This window comes from Rhizobium sp. P1_E6 (genome assembly GCF_056405875.1).
Genome location: NZ_JBFUBG010000013.1, coordinates 26634 through 43577 on the forward strand (window position 1 = coordinate 26634; position 16944 = coordinate 43577).

16 protein-coding genes are annotated in these 16944 nt (G+C 62.2%); 10 read left to right on the plus strand and 6 right to left on the minus strand.

Going from position 1 to position 16944, the window contains the following annotated elements; translation table 11 throughout:
• Nucleotides 1–54 precede the first annotated feature (54 nt).
• Nucleotides 55–351 carry a co-chaperone GroES gene (groES, locus tag AC1D35_RS09665; RefSeq protein WP_007814205.1) on the minus strand — a complete coding sequence of 99 codons (297 nt, stop codon included), beginning with the start codon at nt 349–351 and terminating at the stop codon, nt 55–57.
• Between the two features lie 410 nt (nt 352–761).
• Here groES and AC1D35_RS09670 point away from each other — a divergent pair, with 410 nt between their 5' ends.
• Together AC1D35_RS09670 and AC1D35_RS09675 are read left to right on the plus strand one after the other, a co-directional pair.
• The gene (locus AC1D35_RS09670) at nt 762–1610 is read left to right on the plus strand and encodes a TIGR01459 family HAD-type hydrolase (protein ID WP_113308174.1); all 849 of its coding nucleotides are present in this window, start codon (nt 762–764) and stop codon (nt 1608–1610) included.
• Between the two features lie 14 nt (nt 1611–1624).
• Nucleotides 1625–2608, plus strand: coding sequence for a bifunctional riboflavin kinase/FAD synthetase (locus AC1D35_RS09675; protein WP_113308206.1), 984 nt, complete (start codon nt 1625–1627; stop codon nt 2606–2608).
• Between the two features lie 60 nt (nt 2609–2668).
• Here the strand turns inward: AC1D35_RS09675 and AC1D35_RS09680 are convergent, their stop codons facing one another.
• Both AC1D35_RS09680 and AC1D35_RS09685 read right to left on the minus strand, forming a co-directional pair.
• The gene (locus AC1D35_RS09680) at nt 2669–3883 is read right to left on the minus strand and encodes an MFS transporter (RefSeq protein WP_113308175.1); all 1215 of its coding nucleotides are present in this window, start codon (nt 3881–3883) and stop codon (nt 2669–2671) included.
• Nucleotides 3884–3943: 60 nt separating this feature from the next.
• Nucleotides 3944–4240, minus strand: a complete 297-nt coding sequence (locus AC1D35_RS09685) for a hypothetical protein (RefSeq protein ID WP_162747013.1) — start codon at nt 4238–4240, stop codon at nt 3944–3946.
• A 68-nt stretch (nt 4241–4308) separates the two neighbouring features.
• Here AC1D35_RS09685 and ileS point away from each other — a divergent pair, with 68 nt between their 5' ends.
• Both ileS and AC1D35_RS09695 read left to right on the plus strand, forming a co-directional pair.
• Nucleotides 4309–7215 (plus strand): isoleucine--tRNA ligase, encoded by a 2907-nt coding sequence (gene ileS, locus AC1D35_RS09690; protein ID WP_113308176.1) that lies wholly within the window; start codon nt 4309–4311, stop codon nt 7213–7215.
• A gap of 131 nt (nt 7216–7346) precedes the next feature.
• Nucleotides 7347–7976, plus strand: coding sequence for a hypothetical protein (locus AC1D35_RS09695; protein WP_113295130.1), 630 nt, complete (start codon nt 7347–7349; stop codon nt 7974–7976).
• Between the two features lie 51 nt (nt 7977–8027).
• On the opposite strand, the gene AC1D35_RS09700 is transcribed toward AC1D35_RS09695, so the two are convergent.
• Both AC1D35_RS09700 and AC1D35_RS09705 read right to left on the minus strand, forming a co-directional pair.
• Nucleotides 8028–8303 (minus strand): hypothetical protein, encoded by a 276-nt coding sequence (locus tag AC1D35_RS09700; RefSeq protein WP_113308177.1) that lies wholly within the window; start codon nt 8301–8303, stop codon nt 8028–8030.
• Between the two features lie 27 nt (nt 8304–8330).
• Complete coding sequence (locus tag AC1D35_RS09705; protein WP_113295132.1) at nt 8331–8768, minus strand: nucleoside deaminase; 438 nt, start codon at nt 8766–8768, stop codon at nt 8331–8333.
• A gap of 90 nt (nt 8769–8858) precedes the next feature.
• Here AC1D35_RS09705 and AC1D35_RS09710 point away from each other — a divergent pair, with 90 nt between their 5' ends.
• The 3 genes from AC1D35_RS09710 to AC1D35_RS09720 are packed head-to-tail and all read left to right on the plus strand — an operon-like array spanning nt 8859 to nt 12470.
• The gene (locus AC1D35_RS09710; protein ID WP_477938556.1) at nt 8859–11027 is read left to right on the plus strand and encodes a pseudouridine synthase; all 2169 of its coding nucleotides are present in this window, start codon (nt 8859–8861) and stop codon (nt 11025–11027) included.
• Nucleotides 11008–11568, plus strand: a complete 561-nt coding sequence (gene rsmD, locus AC1D35_RS09715) for a 16S rRNA (guanine(966)-N(2))-methyltransferase RsmD (protein WP_113308179.1) — start codon at nt 11008–11010, stop codon at nt 11566–11568. Before AC1D35_RS09710 ends, rsmD begins: the two co-directional genes overlap by 20 nt.
• Before the next feature lie 20 nt (nt 11569–11588).
• Nucleotides 11589–12470 carry a patatin-like phospholipase family protein gene (locus AC1D35_RS09720; protein WP_113295135.1) on the plus strand — a complete coding sequence of 294 codons (882 nt, stop codon included), beginning with the start codon at nt 11589–11591 and terminating at the stop codon, nt 12468–12470.
• A gap of 15 nt (nt 12471–12485) precedes the next feature.
• Here the strand turns inward: AC1D35_RS09720 and AC1D35_RS09725 are convergent, their stop codons facing one another.
• The gene (locus AC1D35_RS09725) at nt 12486–14297 is read right to left on the minus strand and encodes a monovalent cation:proton antiporter-2 (CPA2) family protein (RefSeq protein WP_113308180.1); all 1812 of its coding nucleotides are present in this window, start codon (nt 14295–14297) and stop codon (nt 12486–12488) included.
• 114 nt (nt 14298–14411) lie between these two features.
• Between AC1D35_RS09725 and AC1D35_RS09730 the strand changes: the two genes are divergently transcribed.
• The 3 genes from AC1D35_RS09730 (at nt 14412) to AC1D35_RS09740 (ending at nt 16897) form a co-directional block, all read left to right on the plus strand.
• Entirely contained in the window at nt 14412–15761 is a 1350-nt protein-coding gene (locus tag AC1D35_RS09730) for a TldD/PmbA family protein (RefSeq protein WP_113308181.1), read from the plus strand.
• A gap of 16 nt (nt 15762–15777) precedes the next feature.
• A complete protein-coding gene (locus AC1D35_RS09735; protein WP_113308207.1) occupies nt 15778–16587 on the plus strand; it encodes a 3'(2'),5'-bisphosphate nucleotidase CysQ in 810 nt (269 codons plus the stop codon).
• A gap of 61 nt (nt 16588–16648) precedes the next feature.
• On the plus strand, nt 16649–16897 hold the full coding sequence (locus AC1D35_RS09740) for a DUF4170 domain-containing protein (protein WP_113295138.1): 249 nt from the start codon (nt 16649–16651) through the stop codon (nt 16895–16897).
• Nucleotides 16898–16944 lie beyond the last annotated feature (47 nt).

The following is a 16944-nucleotide window of genomic DNA, read 5'->3' on the forward strand; positions in this document are numbered from 1 at the left end:
TGAGAACTCCTGAAAAGGGGTGTCAGCGATTACAGGTGAAAGACATCCGGCTGATTAGCCGATGATGCCCATGATGTCGGCTTCCTTCATGATGAGAAGGTCTTCGCCGTCGATCTTGACTTCGGTGCCCGACCACTTGCCGAACAGAATGCGGTCGCCGGCCTTGACGTCCAGCGGAACGACCTTGCCGGATTCGTCACGAGCGCCGGAGCCGACGGCGACGATTTCGCCTTCCTGCGGCTTTTCCTTGGCGGTGTCCGGGATGATGATGCCACCCTTGGTCTTGGCTTCGGATTCAACGCGGCGAACGACGACGCGATCGTGAAGCGGGCGGAAATTGGTGCTTGCCATTGTCTAATCCCTCGATCAAATGACATTCGCGGACCGGGGTGGCCCACAATGGAGATGTTAGCACTCAACTCCTGTGAGTGCTAGCGCCGTGCATTTAGGGATGGCTCCAGAAGGAGTCAAGAAGAGCCCTCACGGATTTTTGTGCCGGAATTGTGGAGATGGCGGGATTTGTCCGACGTCGTTACCGAGCCGCGGCTGGTCCATCTTTCTCACAGCGCTGGTCGGGATGGCGCGCGCTTGGTCCTGCAGTGCTCGCCATCCTCCGTCACGCTGTTCCGCTCCAAGGTTAGATGGTGAAGAGCCTTGGCTTCTGTGGCTCGCGGCGTTCTTCGCTTGACGTAGAAATGCCTTGCCATCGAAGCCCGCCTTTGCAATGTCACCGGTGACCGAAAGCGAAGCAGGAAAGCGGAATGGCAAAGCGGATTGCGAACTTCTCCGAGATCACCGATCGATACGATGTGGTGCTCTGTGATGTCTGGGGCGTCGTCCATAACGGCGTCGATCCGTTTCCGAAGGCGGGCGAGGCGCTGGAGGCAGCCCGTGCGGCCGGCCTGACCGTCGTTCTCATCACTAATTCGCCGCGCGTCTCCTGGCAGGTCGTCGAGCAGCTGCGCCAGATCGGCGTGCCCGACAGCGCCTATGACCGCATCGTCACCTCGGGCGATGTCACGCGTACGCTGATTGCCGAAGGTCCGCGCAAGGTCTTCCTGCTCGGCCCCGAGCGCGACAGCCCGCTCCTTGAAGGCCTCGATATCGAGCGCGCCGCTGCCGGCGAAGCCACCTCCGTTGTCTGTACCGGCTTTTTCGACGACGAGACGCAGACGCCCGAGGACTACACGGACATACTGCTGGACTTCAAAGCTCGCAACGTGCCGATGATCTGCGCCAATCCCGATCTCGTCGTCGAGCGCGGTCACCGCATCATTCCCTGCGCCGGTGCCATGGCCGCCTATTATGAACAACTCGGCGGTTCCACCCGCATTGCCGGAAAACCGCACCGGCCGATCTATGAGGCGACGCTTGTCGCTGCCCGCGAGGTCCGCGGCGATTTCCCCATCGATCGCGTGTTGGCGATCGGCGACGGCATGCCGACGGATGTCCGCGGCGCCTTGAATTATGGGCTCGACCTTCTCTACATCAGCGGTGGTATCCACGCGAAGGAATATACGTTGAACGGCGAAACCGACGAGGCGATCCTCAACGCCTATCTCCAACGGGAAAAAGCCGCACCCAAGTGGTGGATGCCGCGCCTCGCATAAGAGAAAACAAGCCGATGACCGTTTTCCACCGCAATGAAACCCGCGATCCGCTGCCCGAGCATTTGAAGGGCGGCGTCATCGCCATCGGCAATTTCGATGGCGTTCATCGCGGCCATCAGTCGGTGCTGAACCGGGCGCTCGATATTGCCAGCGCGCGCGGGGTGCCGGCTCTCGTGCTGACCTTCGAGCCGCATCCGCGCACCGTCTTCAAGCCGGATGCGCCGGTCTTCCGGCTGACACCCGCGCCACTCAAGGCGCGCATCCTGGAAGAGCTGGGCTTCAACGCGGTCATCGAATATCCTTTCGATTACGAATTTTCCCAGCGCTCGGCGGAAGAGTTCATCCACTCCATCCTGAAGGACTGGCTCGGCGCGTCCGAGGTGGTGACCGGCTTCGATTTCCATTTCGGCCGCGGCCGCGAGGGTGGGCCTGCCTTTCTGATGGACGCCGGCAACAGATATGGGTTCGGCGTCACTCTGATCGACGCGTTCCGCGACGAGAATACCGACGTCGTCTCCTCGAGTCATATTCGTGCGCTGCTGAAGGAAGGCGATGTCTCCTCGGTCGCCGCCATGCTCGGCTATCGCTATACCGTGCAGTCGAAGGTCATTGACGGCGAGAAGCTCGGCCGTCAGCTTGGCTTTCCGACCGCCAACATGCGGCTGCCGCCAGAGGCGGAGCTTGCAGCAGGCATCTATGCCGTCCGCTTCCGCCTCGAAAACGGCAAGCTCCATAATGCGGTGGCGAGCTATGGCCGCCGCCCAACGGTGACGGAAAACGGCGCGCCGCTGCTCGAAACCTATCTCTTCGATTTCAGCGGCGATCTCTACGGCCAGACCTGTTCGGTGTCCTTCTTCGGCCATCTGCGTCCCGAACTGAGGTTCGACGGGCTTGATCCGCTCGTCGCGCAGATCAAGCGCGACGAGGAGGAGGCGAGGGCGCTTCTGTCAGGCGTCCGGCCGCTCGGCGAGCTGGATCGGAAGCTCTGTTTCGACTGAGCAATTCCAGCAAGTGCATAGCGGTTTTGCGTCCGGAATTGCATAATAACAAGGTCATGCTCAGGCCGTGCCGAGCGCTGGCTGAGCCTTCTGGCGCGGGAGTGGTGGAAAGGCGAGTGCAATGCCTGCCGCACCGAGCCCAACCAACGCGGAGCCGATGAAGAGCCACGAGTAGTTGGCATAGCTATCGTAGATCCAGCCGCCGATCAGCGGTCCGAAGGCCATGCCGATGCTGGATAGCATCGTCGCCGCCCCGAACACCGTGCCGATGATGCGCGGGCCGAAATATTCACGTGCAAGCACCGCATAGAGCGGCATCACCCCGCCATAGGCGCTGCCGAAGATCACGGCGAGTGCATAGAACTCCCCGAGCTTGCTGACGGCAAGATAGGTGGCAAGGGCTGCCGCTTGCACCAGCAAGCCCGCGATGATGACCGGCTTCACGCCGATCCGGTCCGCCAGCGTGCCGTAGACCAGGCGACCGCCGAGACCGGCCAGGCCCTCGACGCTATAGATGCTGACGGCAGCCATAGGAGCTACGCCACAGAGTGTCGCGTAGCTCACCATATGGAAGATCGGCCCGGAATGGGCAGCACAGCAGGCAAAGAAGGTAAGCCCGAGAACGATGAACTGCGGCGAGCGGAAAACCTTCCACAGATTTGGAGTTCCGCCATCGGTTGAGACGATGACCTCATGCGTATCCTGGGGCGGTGAGGGCCGGCGGCGCACAAGCAGGGCCGCGGGGATCATCAGGATGAGCGCACCGATGCCGATGATCATCATCGCCGGTCGCCATTCATAGGCGGTAATGAGCCAGCGTGCGAAGGGCGAAATCGTCATCGGTGCAACACCCATGCCCGCTGAAACCAGCGATACGGCAAGGCCGCGGTTCTCGTCGAACCACTCCGTGGTCGCTGCGATCATCGGCGCGAAGAAGGCGCTGGCCGAGAGGCCGACAAGCACGCCATAGGTCAACTGGAACTGTAAGAGCGTTTCCGCCCGGCTGGCGAGAACCAGTGCCAGCCCGAGAATGACGGAGCCGATCAGCACGACAGGGCGCGGCCCGTAGCGATCGCTGGCCGCGCCCCAGAAGAAGCCGCCGATACCCATGACGATGAAATTCAGCGTCATGGCGCTGGCAATGCCGGCATGCGACCAGCCGGTGGCATCGGCGATCGGCTGCTGGAAGATGGCGAGCGAAAACATGGCGCCGAGCGCCACGCACGTCATCAGTGCGCCGGCCGCGACGATAACCCAACGATAGGAACTGCTCATATCCTCATCACTCCTTGCGGGCGGGTTTGATCGGCATGATGAATTTTCGCTGCCCGTGTGTCAAAGACGTTCGGACAAAGGGGAATTCGACAGGGGTTTTGGATTTTTTGCATTGGGAGTAGCAAAACCGTAGCCATGGATGCCTACCGTTCGTTTTTTGATGCGGAAGGCATTCGGGTTGCGGCTTTTCACGAGGTTGCGGGTCCGAAATCCCTCTTCCTTTTCCGCTGAAAAGCGCTTATGAACCGGCCCGATGAGTAAATTCCGGCTGGCGCATTCGATACGAATTATCGGCCCGGTCTTCCGCGCGCGCTGAGCGGCCGGAAGGTCCGGGTTTTCGGCGCTTGGATTGAGCAAGCGCTTTCCGTCACCACAGATTTCATATCCGCGAGCCCTTGTCGGGCCGCCAGAAGCGATTGTTACACATGACCGAAACAGCCGAAAAGATCGATTACTCGAAGACCCTCTATCTGCCCGAGACGGATTTCCCCATGCGCGCCGGCCTGCCGCAGAAGGAGCCGGAACTCGTTGCCCGCTGGCAGCAGATGGATCTCTACAAGAAACTGCGTGCCTCGGCCGCCGGCCGCGAAAAATTCGTCCTGCACGACGGCCCGCCCTATGCCAACGGCAACATCCATATCGGCCACGCGCTGAACAAGATCCTCAAGGACGTCATCACCCGCTCCTTCCAGATGCGCGGCTACGACTCCAACTACGTTCCCGGCTGGGACTGCCACGGCCTGCCGATCGAATGGAAGATCGAGGAAGAGAACTATCGCGCCAAGGGCAAGGCCAAGCCTGACCTGACCGAGCCCTCGGCGATGATCGAATTCCGCCGCGAATGCCGCGCCTATGCCGAAAAGTGGATCGCCATCCAGGGTGCCGAATTCCAGCGTCTCGGTATCGTCGGCGATTTCGAAAACCCGTACCTGACGATGAACTTCCATGCGGAAAGCCGCATCGCCGGCGAACTGCTGAAGATCGCCAGGAGCGGCCAGCTTTATCGCGGCTCCAAGCCGATCATGTGGTCGGTCGTCGAGCGCACTGCGCTCGCGGAAGCCGAAGTCGAATACCACGACTACGAGAGCGACACGATCTGGGTGAAGTTCCCGGTCGCGGAAGGCCCTGCTGGTGTCAAGGATGCCTTCGTCGTCATCTGGACCACCACGCCCTGGACGATCCCCGGCAACCGGGCAATCGCCTATTCCTCGCGTGTTGCTTACGGCCTTTACGAAGTGACGGCTGCCGAGAACGATTTTGGTCCGCGTCCGGGCGAGAAGCTGATCTTTGCCGACAAGCTCGCTGAAGAATCCTTCGCCAAGGCAAAGCTGCAATACAAGCGGCACGCCGACGTCTCGGTCGAAGATCTCGCCGGCATCGCCTGCGCGCATCCGCTGAAGGGTCTCGGAGGCGGCTATGAATTCGTCGTGCCTTTGCTCGATGGCGACCATGTCACCGATGACGCCGGTACCGGTTTCGTCCACACCGCGCCGAGCCATGGCCGTGAGGACTTTGACGCCTGGATGTCGGCTGCCCGCTCGCTCGAGGCACGTGGCATCGACACCAAGATCCCGTTCCCGGTGGACGACGGCGGTTTCTACACCGCTGATGCCCCCGGCTTCGAAGGCGCGCGCGTCATCGACGATAACGGCAAGAAGGGCGATGCCAACGACCGTGTCATCAAGGCGCTGATCGAGCGCGGCGCACTCTTTGCCCGCGGTCGCCTGAAGCATCAGTATCCGCATTCCTGGCGCTCCAAGAAGCCGGTGATCTTCCGCAATACGCCGCAGTGGTTCGTCTATATGGACAAGACGCTGGCGGACGGCACGACGCTACGCACCCGTGCGCTGAAGGCAATCGACGATACCCGCTTTGTGCCCGCCGCCGGCCAGAACCGCCTGCGCGCCATGATCGAACAGCGCCCGGATTGGGTTCTGTCCCGTCAGCGCGCCTGGGGCGTGCCGATCTGCGTCTTCGTCGATGAACAGGGCGAAGTGCTGCAGGACGATGCCGTCAACCAGCGCATCCTCGACGCTTTCGATGCCGAAGGCGCTGACGCCTGGTTTGCCGCAGGCGCCAAGGAGCGTTTCCTCGGCAACGAGCATGACCCGGCCAAGTGGGCGCAGGTCATGGACATCCTCGACGTCTGGTTCGACTCTGGCTCGACGCATACCTTCACGCTGGAAGACCGCCCGGACCTGAAATGGCCGGCCGATCTCTATCTCGAAGGCTCCGACCAGCATCGCGGCTGGTTCCACTCCTCGCTGCTGGAATCGGCTGCGACGCGCGGCCGTGCGCCCTATGATGCCGTCCTCACCCATGGTTTCACCATGGACGAGAAGGGCGAGAAGATGTCGAAGTCGAAGGGCAACGTCACAGCACCTCAGGAAGTCATGAAGGATGCTGGGGCCGACATCCTGCGCCTCTGGGTCATGACCTCCGATTACGCGGACGATCTGCGCGTCGGCAAGACGATCATCCAGACCAATGTCGATGCCTATCGCAAGCTGCGCAACACCATCCGCTGGATGCTCGGCACGCTGGCGCATGACAAGGGCGAGGTCATCGCGTTGGCAGATCTGCCGGAGCTGGAGCAGCTGATGCTGCACCGCCTCTCCGAGCTAGACCAGCTCGTGCGCGAGAACTACGACGCCTTCGACTTCAAGAAGATCGCACGCGCACTGATCGACTTTGCCAATGTCGAGCTGTCGGCCTTCTATTTCGATATCCGCAAGGATGCGCTCTATTGCGATGCGCCCTCCAGCCTTCGCCGCCGTTCGGCGCTCTATGTCATCCGCATGATCTTCGATTGCATGGTGACCTGGCTTGCGCCGATGCTGCCGTTTACGACGGAGGAAGCCTGGCTCTCGCGCAATCCTTCGGCCGTCTCCGTGCATCTGGAGCAGTTTGCTCCAGTCGCCAAGGAGTGGCGCAACGACGCGCTGGCCGAAAAGTGGAAGCAGATCCGCGCGATCCGCAGCGTCGTCACGGGCGCTCTCGAAATCGAGCGCAAGGACAAGCGCATCGGCTCGTCGCTGGAAGCGGCCCCCGTCGTCTATGTTGCCGATGCGGAACTGCGCAAGGTGCTCCAAGGGCAGGATTTCAGTGAGGTCTGCATCACCTCGGGCATCACGATCGAGGCCGCGGCAGGCCCGGCCGAGGCCTTCCGTTTGGCTGAAGTAGCCGAAGTCGCTGTCGTTCCCGCGCTTGCAGAGGGCACGAAGTGCGCGCGTTCCTGGCGCATCACCACCGATGTCGGTTCCGATCCTGATTATCCCGACGTTTCGGCGCGTGACGCTGCAGCACTTCGCGAACTCGGCATCCATGCCTGAAGATATTTACCGGGTGAATTGCCTTTATGGCGTTCATCCGGTAAAAGCTGCCTGAAAATGGCCGGATTTTTGCGTCAGGGGGACGATTGTCCGGTGGGCAGTACTGATTCCGGCATGCGGGAAGGGTTTTCATGTTAGCGACGCATTGGTTCCGTTTGGGCGCCTGCCTGTCTCTTGTTCTGGCGGCAAGCTCCACGATGTCCGGCTGCGCCAGCAGCCCGACCTACGGCACCGACAAGACCGCCATGGAACAGCTTGCCGACGACCTCGGCCAGTCCGTTTCGCTGACCGGGCCTGGCCCCAAGAATACCGGCGTGAAGTACACCCCACGCCCGACGCTCGTCATGCCGGCGCAGGCCCAGAAGGAAACCCTCGTGCAGCCGCAGCAGACGGTCGCCAACAAGGACAATCCGCAGTGGGTTGAATCGCCGGAAGAGGCCCGTACGCGTCTCGTCAAGGAAGCCGACGAAAACTCGGACAATCCGAGCTATCGTTCGCCGCTCGCCAGCTCTGCCATCGAAGGCGGCCGCCAGACGACCGAAGCTCAGGCCAAGGCCTTTCGCGAAGCGCGTGCCCTGCAGAAGGGTGCCTATATTGACCAGCGCCGCTACATTTCCGATCCGCCGACCGAATATCGCGCCGTCGACGATGCGGCCAAGCTCGATGACCTCGGCACGCCGGAGCAGAAGAAGGCGAAGCAGCGCAAGAAGGATGCCGCAGTCGCAAACAGCGGCACCAAGTGGTGGCAGATCCTTCAATAAGGCGATTTAATCAATTCCAGCGAAAGTGTTCACCGGTTTTGCGTAAAAAAACTAGCGGCGCGACGTGATGAACCAGCGTTTCGTCAGCGTGATATGCAGAAGCTGGCAGGCCAGAAAGACGCCGCATATCAAGGTGATGTCTGCATTGCCCGCCCGGCCGCTCAGCAGGATCGCGGCCAAAACGACGGCGGCCAGCACCGGAATGGAGGCGAAAGCGATTGCCCGCGCCGCCGCCCAGTTCACCTTTCCCGTTAGCGACCAGTGCATCGGCAGCTTTGCTACGTCAGGTGCGATCGTCCGGTTGGCGTAAGCGGCAAGAACGCCCATGAAGTATGACGGTTCCTATGGCAATGATCACGGCAGGTCTCTCTTCTCGGAAAAGAATGCCCGCAGCATATCTGCTGATTCTGTCTCGTTGAGCCCGGAATAGACGTCCGGCGCGTGATGGCAGGTCGGCTGTGCGTAGAAGCGCACGCCATTATCTACCGCGCCGCCCTTCGGGTCTTCCGCCCCGTAATAGAGCCTGCGGATGCGGGCGAAGGAAATGGCGGCCGCACACATGGTGCAGGGCTCCAGGGTGACATAGAGGTCGGCGCCGGCGAGCCGTTCCTGGCCTAGCTTGTCCGAGGCCATGCGGATGGCGGCGATCTCGGCATGGGCGGTGACGTCGTTGAGTTCCCGCGTGCGGTTTCCGGAGACGGCAACGGCCGCGCCATCGATGACGACGACGGCGCCGATCGGCACCTCACCGCGTTCCCCGGCGGCGCGTGCTTCCTCGAGTGCCATCTCCATAAATCGATTTGTCTTCACGTTCGCAAGAATTTCCACTTAACCGCAGGTGCATGACCTGATAGACAGGCCGAAAAGGCAGGCAAACAACAAATGACACCCAAAGACAAGCCAAAACGCCCTGGCACCAAGGCCCCCGCGCGTGACGCCCGGTCCAAAAGCGGCCCGAAGACCGGTAGCGAGAAGCCGTTGAAGGCTGCTGCCGCGAAAGCTGCAGCTAACGAAGCGGATGGCGACGCCAAGGCGGAACGCATCTCCAAGGTGATGGCGCGCGCTGGCGTCGCCTCCCGTCGCGATATCGAACGCATGATCATGGATGGCCGTGTCACGCTGAACGGCAAGCCCCTGGACACGCCCGTCGTCAACGTTACGCTCGAAGACAAGATCGAAGTCGACGGCGTGCCGATCCGCGGCATCGAGCGCACGCGCCTTTGGCTCTACCATAAGCCGCAGGGCCTCGTGACGACGAATTCCGATCCCGAAGGACGGCCGACCGTCTTCGACAATCTGCCGGAAGAGCTTCCGCGCGTCATGTCGATCGGTCGTCTCGACATCAATACCGAAGGCCTGCTGCTGCTCACCAATGACGGCGGGCTGGCCCGTGCGCTGGAACTGCCGACCACCGGCTGGCTGCGCCGCTACCGTGTGCGCGCCCATGGCGATATCGATCAGGACGCGCTGGACAAGCTGAAGGATGGCATCGCCGTCGACGGCGTTCTTTACGGGTCGATCGAAGCGACGCTCGACCGCACGCAGGGGTCCAATGTCTGGATCACCATGGGCCTGCGCGAAGGCAAGAATCGCGAAATCAAAAACGTGCTCGGCGCGCTTGGTCTCGAGGTCAACCGCCTGATCCGCATTTCCTACGGCCCCTTCCAGCTTGGTGAACTGCCCGAGGGGCATGTAATCGAGGTACGCGGCCGCACGTTGCGCGACCAGCTCGGCCCGCGTCTCATCGAAGATGCCAAGGCGAATTTCGATGCGCCGCTCTATAATGCCCCGGCCGTTGCCGCCGAAGAGCCCGAAGAGCCGGCGCCCGAGCGCCGCGAACGTCCCCGTCGCGACGAGGACAAGCGCGAACGCGCGTTGAGCCGCCTCGATACCAAGCGCGACGACCGTCGGGATGATCGCCGAGACGATCGAAGGGACGACCGCCGCAGCGAAGACGACCGGCCGAAGCGCCCGGCGCTCGGCAGCCGCCGCAATGCCAATGTGTGGATGGCACCCGGTGCTCGTCCGCTCGGCGAGAAGGCAGCCGCCAAGGCTGCCAAGAATGTCCAGACCGCCCGCCGTCGCGGTGAAACGGTGCCAGTGAAGGAGCAGCGCTTCGATCCTGCAGCCGATCGGCTGCGCCCGCAGATCAATCGCGTCCATGAAGAGGATGGCGAGTGGATCCGCTCGAGTGACACGCCTGCCAAGCGTGATGAGGATGAAGGTTTCGGCCGCAAGCGCTCCTTTGGCGATAAGCCGCGTGGCGAACGTCGCCCGCGTTCGGATGGCGAGGAGCGTCCGCGCTCCTTCCGCGACCGTCCGCGCGAAGAGGGTGGCGAGCGCTCTTCGCGTCCAGCCAGAAGCTTTGGGGGCGAAGGCCGCTCCGACCGTCCTCGCGGCGACAAGCCTTTTGGTGACAAGCCACGTGGCGAACGTCGTCCGCGTGCGGAGGGAGAAGAACGTCCGCGTTCCTTCCGTGACCGCCCGCGTGAGGATGGCGGTGAACGTGCCTCCCGTCCGGCCAGAAGCTTCGGCGGCGAAGCCCGTTCGGAGCGTCCGCGCGGTGACAGACCCTTTGGTGACAAGCCACGTGGCGAGCGTCGTCCACGCGCGGAAGGCGAAGAGGGCTCGCGTCCCTTCCGCAGCCGCTCGCGTGAGGAAGGTGGCGAACGTGCTTCCCGTCYGGCCAGAAGCTTCGGCGGTGAAGGTCGTTCCGAGCGTGCCCGCGGCGACAAACCTTTCGGCGATAAGCCGCGTGGCGAACGTCGTCCGCCCACGGAGGGGGAAGAACGTCCGCGTTCCCCACGTGACCGCCCGCGTGAGGACGGAGGCGAACGTGCTTCGCGCCCGGCCAGAAGCTTTGGCAGCGAAGGCCGTTCGGAGCGTCCGCGCGGCGAAAAGCCCTCCGGTGACAAACCCCGCGGGGCAAAGAGTTTTTCCGGCAAGCCGAAGGGCGATCGGCCGGGTGGTGGTGGCAAGCCGAGTGGCGGGCCGTCCAGAGGTGGTGCGAAAGGTAAGGGAATGACGCGCGGTGCGGATCGTCGGCGGTGAGTTTCGCGGACGGCCGCTTGCCGTACCAAAATCCAACGACATCCGGCCGACTGCGGACCGGACGCGTGAGAGCCTGTTCAACATTCTGAGCCATGCCTATCCGGAATGCGTTGATGGCACCCGGATTCTCGATCTTTTCGCTGGCACCGGCGCGGTCGGCCTCGAAGCCGTGTCGCGCGGCTGTCGCCATGCGCTGTTTGTCGAAAACAGCGTGGAGGGCAGGGCGCTTCTCTGGGAAAACATTGATGCGCTCGGCCTGCACGGCCGCACGCGCATCCTGCGTCGGGATGCGACTGATCTCGGCAGCATCGGCAATCTCGAGCCTTTCGACATGCTTTTCGCCGATCCGCCCTATGGCAAGGGACTGGGCGAGAAGGCGCTCGCGGCTGCCGCAGAAGGCGGTTGGCTGAAACCGGGCGCGATCACCGTTCTTGAAGAGCGCTCCGATATTGCCGTTTCGGTGCATCCCTCCTATGTTTTCCTCGAAAGCCGGATATTCGGCGACACCAGAGTGCATTTCTTCCGGTATCAGCCGCACTAGTCGGCACGTGGGGGCAGATCGTGCCGCAGGCGGAAATCATCAGTCCGAAATCGCCTGCGATCAGCGATCTCCCGACGATAGCCGTTGCCTTCGGCGGCGGCGGTGCCCGTGGCCTGTCGCATATCCACGTCATCGAAACGCTGGATGAACTCGGCATCCGCCCGGTGGCGATATCGGGCTCCTCAATCGGTGCCATCATGGGCTCTGGCATGGCGGCCGGCATGTCAGGTTCGGAAATCCGTGAACATGCGCTGGCAACGGTCGGCAACAGGGCTGCCGTTGTCAGTCGTATCTGGGGGCTGCGACCGACCACAGTGCGCGATGCCGTAGCCAAGGGCATCCGGATAGGCCAGTTCAATCTCGAGCGCATCCTGAAGGCCTTCCTGCCCTCGGAGCTTCCGGCGCGCTTCGAGGATCTGCTGGTGCCGATGAAGGTGATTACCACCGATTATTACGGTCAGGCCGAAGTCATCATCGAACAGGGCCAGCTTTTTCCGGCACTCGCCGCATCATCGGCCATTCCTGCCGTCTTCATGCCGGTCAGGTTGCACGGCCGGGTAATGATCGATGGCGGCATTGCCAACCCCGTTCCCTACGAATGCCTGATGGACCTCGCCGATATCGTCATCGGCATCGATGTCGTTGGTGCACCAGAGGGTGACGGAACCCATATCCCGAACCGCATGGAAAGCATCTTCGGCTCCGGCCAGCTGATGATGCAGGCGGCGATTTCGCTAAAACTCAAACTCCTGCGACCGCATATTTTCCTGCGTCCCATCGTTGGACGTACCGGCGTCATGGATTTCCTGAAGGCGCGCGACGTGCTTGCCATGTCCGTCGGCGTCAAGGACGAACTGAAATACGCGCTCGATCGGGAAATCGAGGCGCGGTTGAAGCGCTAGTTCCGGAAATCGCGTTCAGGCATCCGCCGTCACGTCGGCCCTGTTTGCCAGCGGATCACCGCTGAAGGGATCGGCCGCACGCTTCGGTTTGACCAACGGTTCCGGCTTGATCGGTGTCGAAAACAGAAGATCCTGTCCCGCCTGCAATCCCTCGGAGACCTGCAGCACCAGCCGCGCCTCGTCGCGTTTGCGGATATCCTCGCCGATTTCATAGGCATCGACTTCGGCGACACCCAGCGTTTCCAGCGTGCGCCGGCCGAAGAGCAGGCCGGATTCCAGCGTTTCGCGCAGCTCGTAGTCGACGCCCTTGTTGCGCAGCTCGATGGAGTGAATACGGTCATAGGAGCGCACGAAGAGGGTCGTGTGCGGATAGTCTGCCTGGATCAGTTCGACCACCTTGTCGGTGATCTCCTTCTTCTGGGTGCAGACGAGCACGATCTTGGCCCTGTCGATGCCGGCCGAACGCAGCACGTCCTTGCGGGTGCCGTCGCCGAAATAGATGCGGAAGCCGAAGGACGACGCCTGTCGGATACGGTCGGCAGAAAAGTCGATGACGGTCACGCTTCGGCCGCCGGCAAGCAGGATCTGTGCGGCGATCTGGCCGAAACGCGAGAAGCCGACCATCAGCACGTCGGCGCCCGCACCCTCGAAATCCTCGTCCAGTTCCTCGTGTGCGTCTCCCGTCAGCATCCGCTTGGAAAGGGCCGCACCCAGCGGCGTCAGCGCCATCGAGAGGGTGACGATCGCAACGAGAAGCGAGGCGGTCGTGTTCGGCATCAGGCCCGCAACAGCGGCGGCGGTGAAAAGGACGAACCCGAACTCGCCGCCCTGCGGCAGCAGGAAGGCGATGCGCACGGCATCGTCATGCGAAGAGCCCGTCATGCGGCAGAGCGCATAGATGATGATCGCCTTCACGGCCATGATGATCGGCACGGCCATGATGATGAAGAGCACGTTGTCGAGCAGCACCTGAAGCTGCAGCGACAGGCCGACGGCGATGAAGAAGATGGCGAGAAGCACGCCGCGGAATGGCTCGATATCGGCTTCCAGCTCATGCCGGTAGGAGGATTCGGCCAGCATGACGCCGGAAAGGAAGGCGCCCATCGCCATGGAAAGTCCCGCAAGCTGCATCAGGCTTGCCGAACCCATCACGACGAAAAGGGCCGCCGCGATCATCGCCTCGCGGGCGCCAGTGCGGGCAATGATCTGGAAGAGCGGCGTCAGCAGGTAGCGCCCCATGACGATCATCCCGCCGACCGCCGCAATCGAGATGCCGAAATCGACAAGCGGATCGCCGTTGCCCTTGCCGCCATCGAGGACGGTGACGACGGCCAGAAGCGGCACGATAGCCAAATCCTGGAAGAGAAGCATGGAGAAGGAGCGCTGCCCGTAGCGGGTATTCACGTCGCCGTCGCCTTCGAGGATCTGCATGGCAAAGGCGGTGGAGGAGAGCGCCAGCCCGAAGCCAGCAACGATGCTGCCGCGCCAGTCGAGGACGCCGGAACCCCAGGCAAGTGCGGTCAGCGCCAGGCCCGTCACCATCACCTGCGCCGTGCCCAGGCCGAAAATGTCGCGCCGCATCTGCCAGAGGCGGGAAGGCTTCAGTTCGAGCCCGATGATGAAGAGGAGGAAGACGACGCCGAGTTCGGCGACATTGAGGATCTGCTCGCCATCGGTGATGCCGTGAAAGACCGGCCCGATGACGATACCCGCCGCCAAATAGCCGAGAACTGTGCCGAGCCCGAGCTTCTTGAAGATCGGTGCGGCGACGACGGCGCCGCCGAGCAGCAGGATGGTTTCGGAGAAAAGCGCGTTGGGTGCGGACATGCTTCATTTCTTTCGATGGCAGGGCAAGCAGGCAGCCAGGAAAAGAATCGGCATCCACGGCCTTGATGCTTTCGGGAGTGCACAATAAATGGAACTGGAAGGAAAGGCCAAATCATGTCCTCTGAAATCGATTCCTCGACACTTCTTTCCCGTGCAAGTCAACTGATCGATCTGGCGAAAAAGGCAGGTGCCGATGCTGCCGACGCAGTCGTCGTCCGCTCGCGCGCCCAATCGGTCAGCGTTCGCTTAGGCAAGGTCGAAGGGACGGAGTCCTCCGAAAGCGACGACTTCTCGCTGCGTGTCTTCATCGGCAAGCGGGTGGCAAGCGTTTCCGCCAATCCGGGCTTCGACCTGCAGGCGCTGGCCGAACGCGCCGTCGCCATGGCCAAGGTGTCGCCGGAAGATCCGTTCGCCTGCCTCGCCGATGAGAACCGCCTTGCCAGAACCTATCCCGATCTGCAGCTGCTCGACACGACCGAGGTCGGCGCCGATCAGTTGCGGGAGGCAGCTCTTGCTGCCGAAGCCGCAGCTCTTGCCGTAAAAGGGATCACCAACTCGTCCGGTGCGGGCGCTTCGGCCGGTATGGGCGGTCTTGTGCTCGCCACTTCGCATGGCTTCGAAGGCAGCTATATGGCGTCGCGCTTCGGCAACTCCGTCAGCGTGATCGCCGGTGAAGGCACCGGCATGGAGCGCGACTACGATTTCGACAGCCGCCTCTATTATTCTGAACTGGATGATCCCGCCGAAATCGGCCGCCGGGCCGGCGAACGCGCCATCAAGCGCGTCAATCCCCGGCAGGTGCCGACCGGCAAGGGTATTACCGTCATCTTCGATCCTCGCATTGCCCGTGGTTTCGTCGGTCATATCGCCGGCGCCATCAACGGCGCATCCGTCGCCCGCAAGACGAGCTTCCTGCGCGACAAGATGGGCCAGCAGGTGCTGAAAGCCGGCCTGTCGATATCAGACGATCCGCTGATCGTGCGTGGGCCGTCCTCCCGTCCCTTCGACGGCGAAGGCGTTTCCGGCGAGCGGCTCGTGATGATCGAGGACGGCGTGCTCAAGCACTGGTTCCTGTCCACCTCCACCGCAAATGAAATCGGCGGTTTCGAAACCAACGGCCGCGGCGTGCGCGGCGGCACCTCCGTTACGCCCGCCTCCACCAATCTGGCATTGGAACCCGGAGACATCTCGCCGGAAGAGCTGATCCGTAGCGTTGGCAACGGTTTCTACGTGACCGAGCTGATCGGCCAGGGCGTCAACATGATAACCGGCGAATATAGCCGCGGTGCGACCGGCTTCTGGATCGAAAACGGTGAACTCACCTTCGCAGTATCGGAGGTGACGATCGCTTCGAACCTCAAGGACATGTTCATGAGGCTGACGCTCGCCAACGACATCGACCGTAAGTTCGGTGTGGCGGCTCCGACCTTCGCGATTGAAGGCATGACGCTTGCCGGTCGCTGACGAACGGATCGATGCGATGAGCGATGTGGAACAGTTCCGCTGGCAAAGCGATCTCGCGCTGATCGCCGATGCCGCGAAACAGGCGGGCGCCGTCGCACTCGGCTTCTTCAATCAATCGCCGGAAGTCTGGTGGAAAAACGAGGACCGCTCGCCCGTCAGCGCCGCCGATTTCGCCGCCAACGAAAAGCTCGAAACCATCCTGCGCAGGGCGCGGCCGGACTATGGCTGGCTGTCCGAGGAGACCGACGACGATGCCGGCCGTCTGCAGCATGAGACGCTGTTCATCGTCGATCCGATCGATGGCACGAGGGCTTTCCTGGCCGGCAAGGATCTCTGGTGCGTGAGCGTCGGCATCGTCCATCACGGCCGTCCCGTGGCAGGCGTGCTTTTTGCGCCGGCGCTGGACGAACTCTACGAGGCGACGGAAGGTGGCCCGGCGCTGAAAAACGGCGAGCCGATCTCCGTATCCAGCCGAAGCGAAGGCGATATCAGCCAGCTTGCCGTCAGCGAGGAGTTGTTCAAGGTTCTGCCGACGGCAGTTCGCGAACGCAGCGAGCGTGTCAAACACATTCCCTCGCTCGCCTACCGCATCGCCATGGTGGCCGATGGGCGTCTGGATGCGACGTTTGTCGGGCGGAGTGCCCATGACTGGGATATTGCGGCCGCCGATCTTATTCTGGAACGTGCCGGTGGCGGCCTCGTCGACCTTTCGGGTCACCCGGCAACGTATAATAGGGCGAAAGTCAGCCACGAGGCGCTCTGTGCCTCGCCCGTTCCGCGTCTCCGGGAATATCTGGACTTGTTCACTCAGCTAAGAGACGGTTGACGTTTCCGTCAAAATCCCTCAGATGAGGGCCGGAGGAGAATAGGCAGAAAAGAGAATAAAAATGACGGACTCCGGCGGTAAAAAGCAGCTCCTGCACCTCGTATTCGGTGGCGAACTCGAAAGCCTCGAAGGTATCCAGTTTCGGGATCTCAAGGATCTCGATATTGTCGGTATTTTCCCCGACTACGCTACGGCACTGACGGCCTGGAAGGGCAAGGCACAACAGACGGTCGACAATGCGCATATGCGCTATTTCATCGTCCACATGCATCGTCTGCTCGACCCGCAGGATACGACCGGGAGCAAGTGACCCGCGCAGCAAGCCGCTGGCTCTCCGCTGTCCACAGCGGAGGCCTT

Bases quoted from the DNA above. Each gene is read 5' to 3' on its own strand.
- ileS (WP_113308176.1), top strand. From the start codon at position 4,309: ATGACCGAAACAGCCGAAAAGATCGATTACTCGAAGACCCTCTATCTG.
- AC1D35_RS09725 (WP_113308180.1), bottom strand. From the start codon at position 14,297: ATGTCCGCACCCAACGCGCTTTTCTCCGAAACCATCCTGCTGCTCGGC.
- groES (WP_007814205.1), bottom strand. From the start codon at position 351: ATGGCAAGCACCAATTTCCGCCCGCTTCACGATCGCGTCGTCGTTCGC.
- AC1D35_RS09675 (WP_113308206.1), top strand. From the start codon at position 1,625: ATGACCGTTTTCCACCGCAATGAAACCCGCGATCCGCTGCCCGAGCAT.
- AC1D35_RS09680 (WP_113308175.1), bottom strand. From the start codon at position 3,883: ATGAGCAGTTCCTATCGTTGGGTTATCGTCGCGGCCGGCGCACTGATG.
- AC1D35_RS09705 (WP_113295132.1), bottom strand. From the start codon at position 8,768: ATGGAGATGGCACTCGAGGAAGCACGCGCCGCCGGGGAACGCGGTGAG.
- AC1D35_RS09740 (WP_113295138.1), top strand. From the start codon at position 16,649: ATGACGGACTCCGGCGGTAAAAAGCAGCTCCTGCACCTCGTATTCGGT.
- AC1D35_RS09735 (WP_113308207.1), top strand. From the start codon at position 15,778: ATGAGCGATGTGGAACAGTTCCGCTGGCAAAGCGATCTCGCGCTGATC.
- AC1D35_RS09670 (WP_113308174.1), top strand. From the start codon at position 762: ATGGCAAAGCGGATTGCGAACTTCTCCGAGATCACCGATCGATACGAT.
- AC1D35_RS09730 (WP_113308181.1), top strand. From the start codon at position 14,412: ATGTCCTCTGAAATCGATTCCTCGACACTTCTTTCCCGTGCAAGTCAA.
- AC1D35_RS09700 (WP_113308177.1), bottom strand. From the start codon at position 8,303: ATGGGCGTTCTTGCCGCTTACGCCAACCGGACGATCGCACCTGACGTA.
- AC1D35_RS09695 (WP_113295130.1), top strand. From the start codon at position 7,347: ATGTTAGCGACGCATTGGTTCCGTTTGGGCGCCTGCCTGTCTCTTGTT.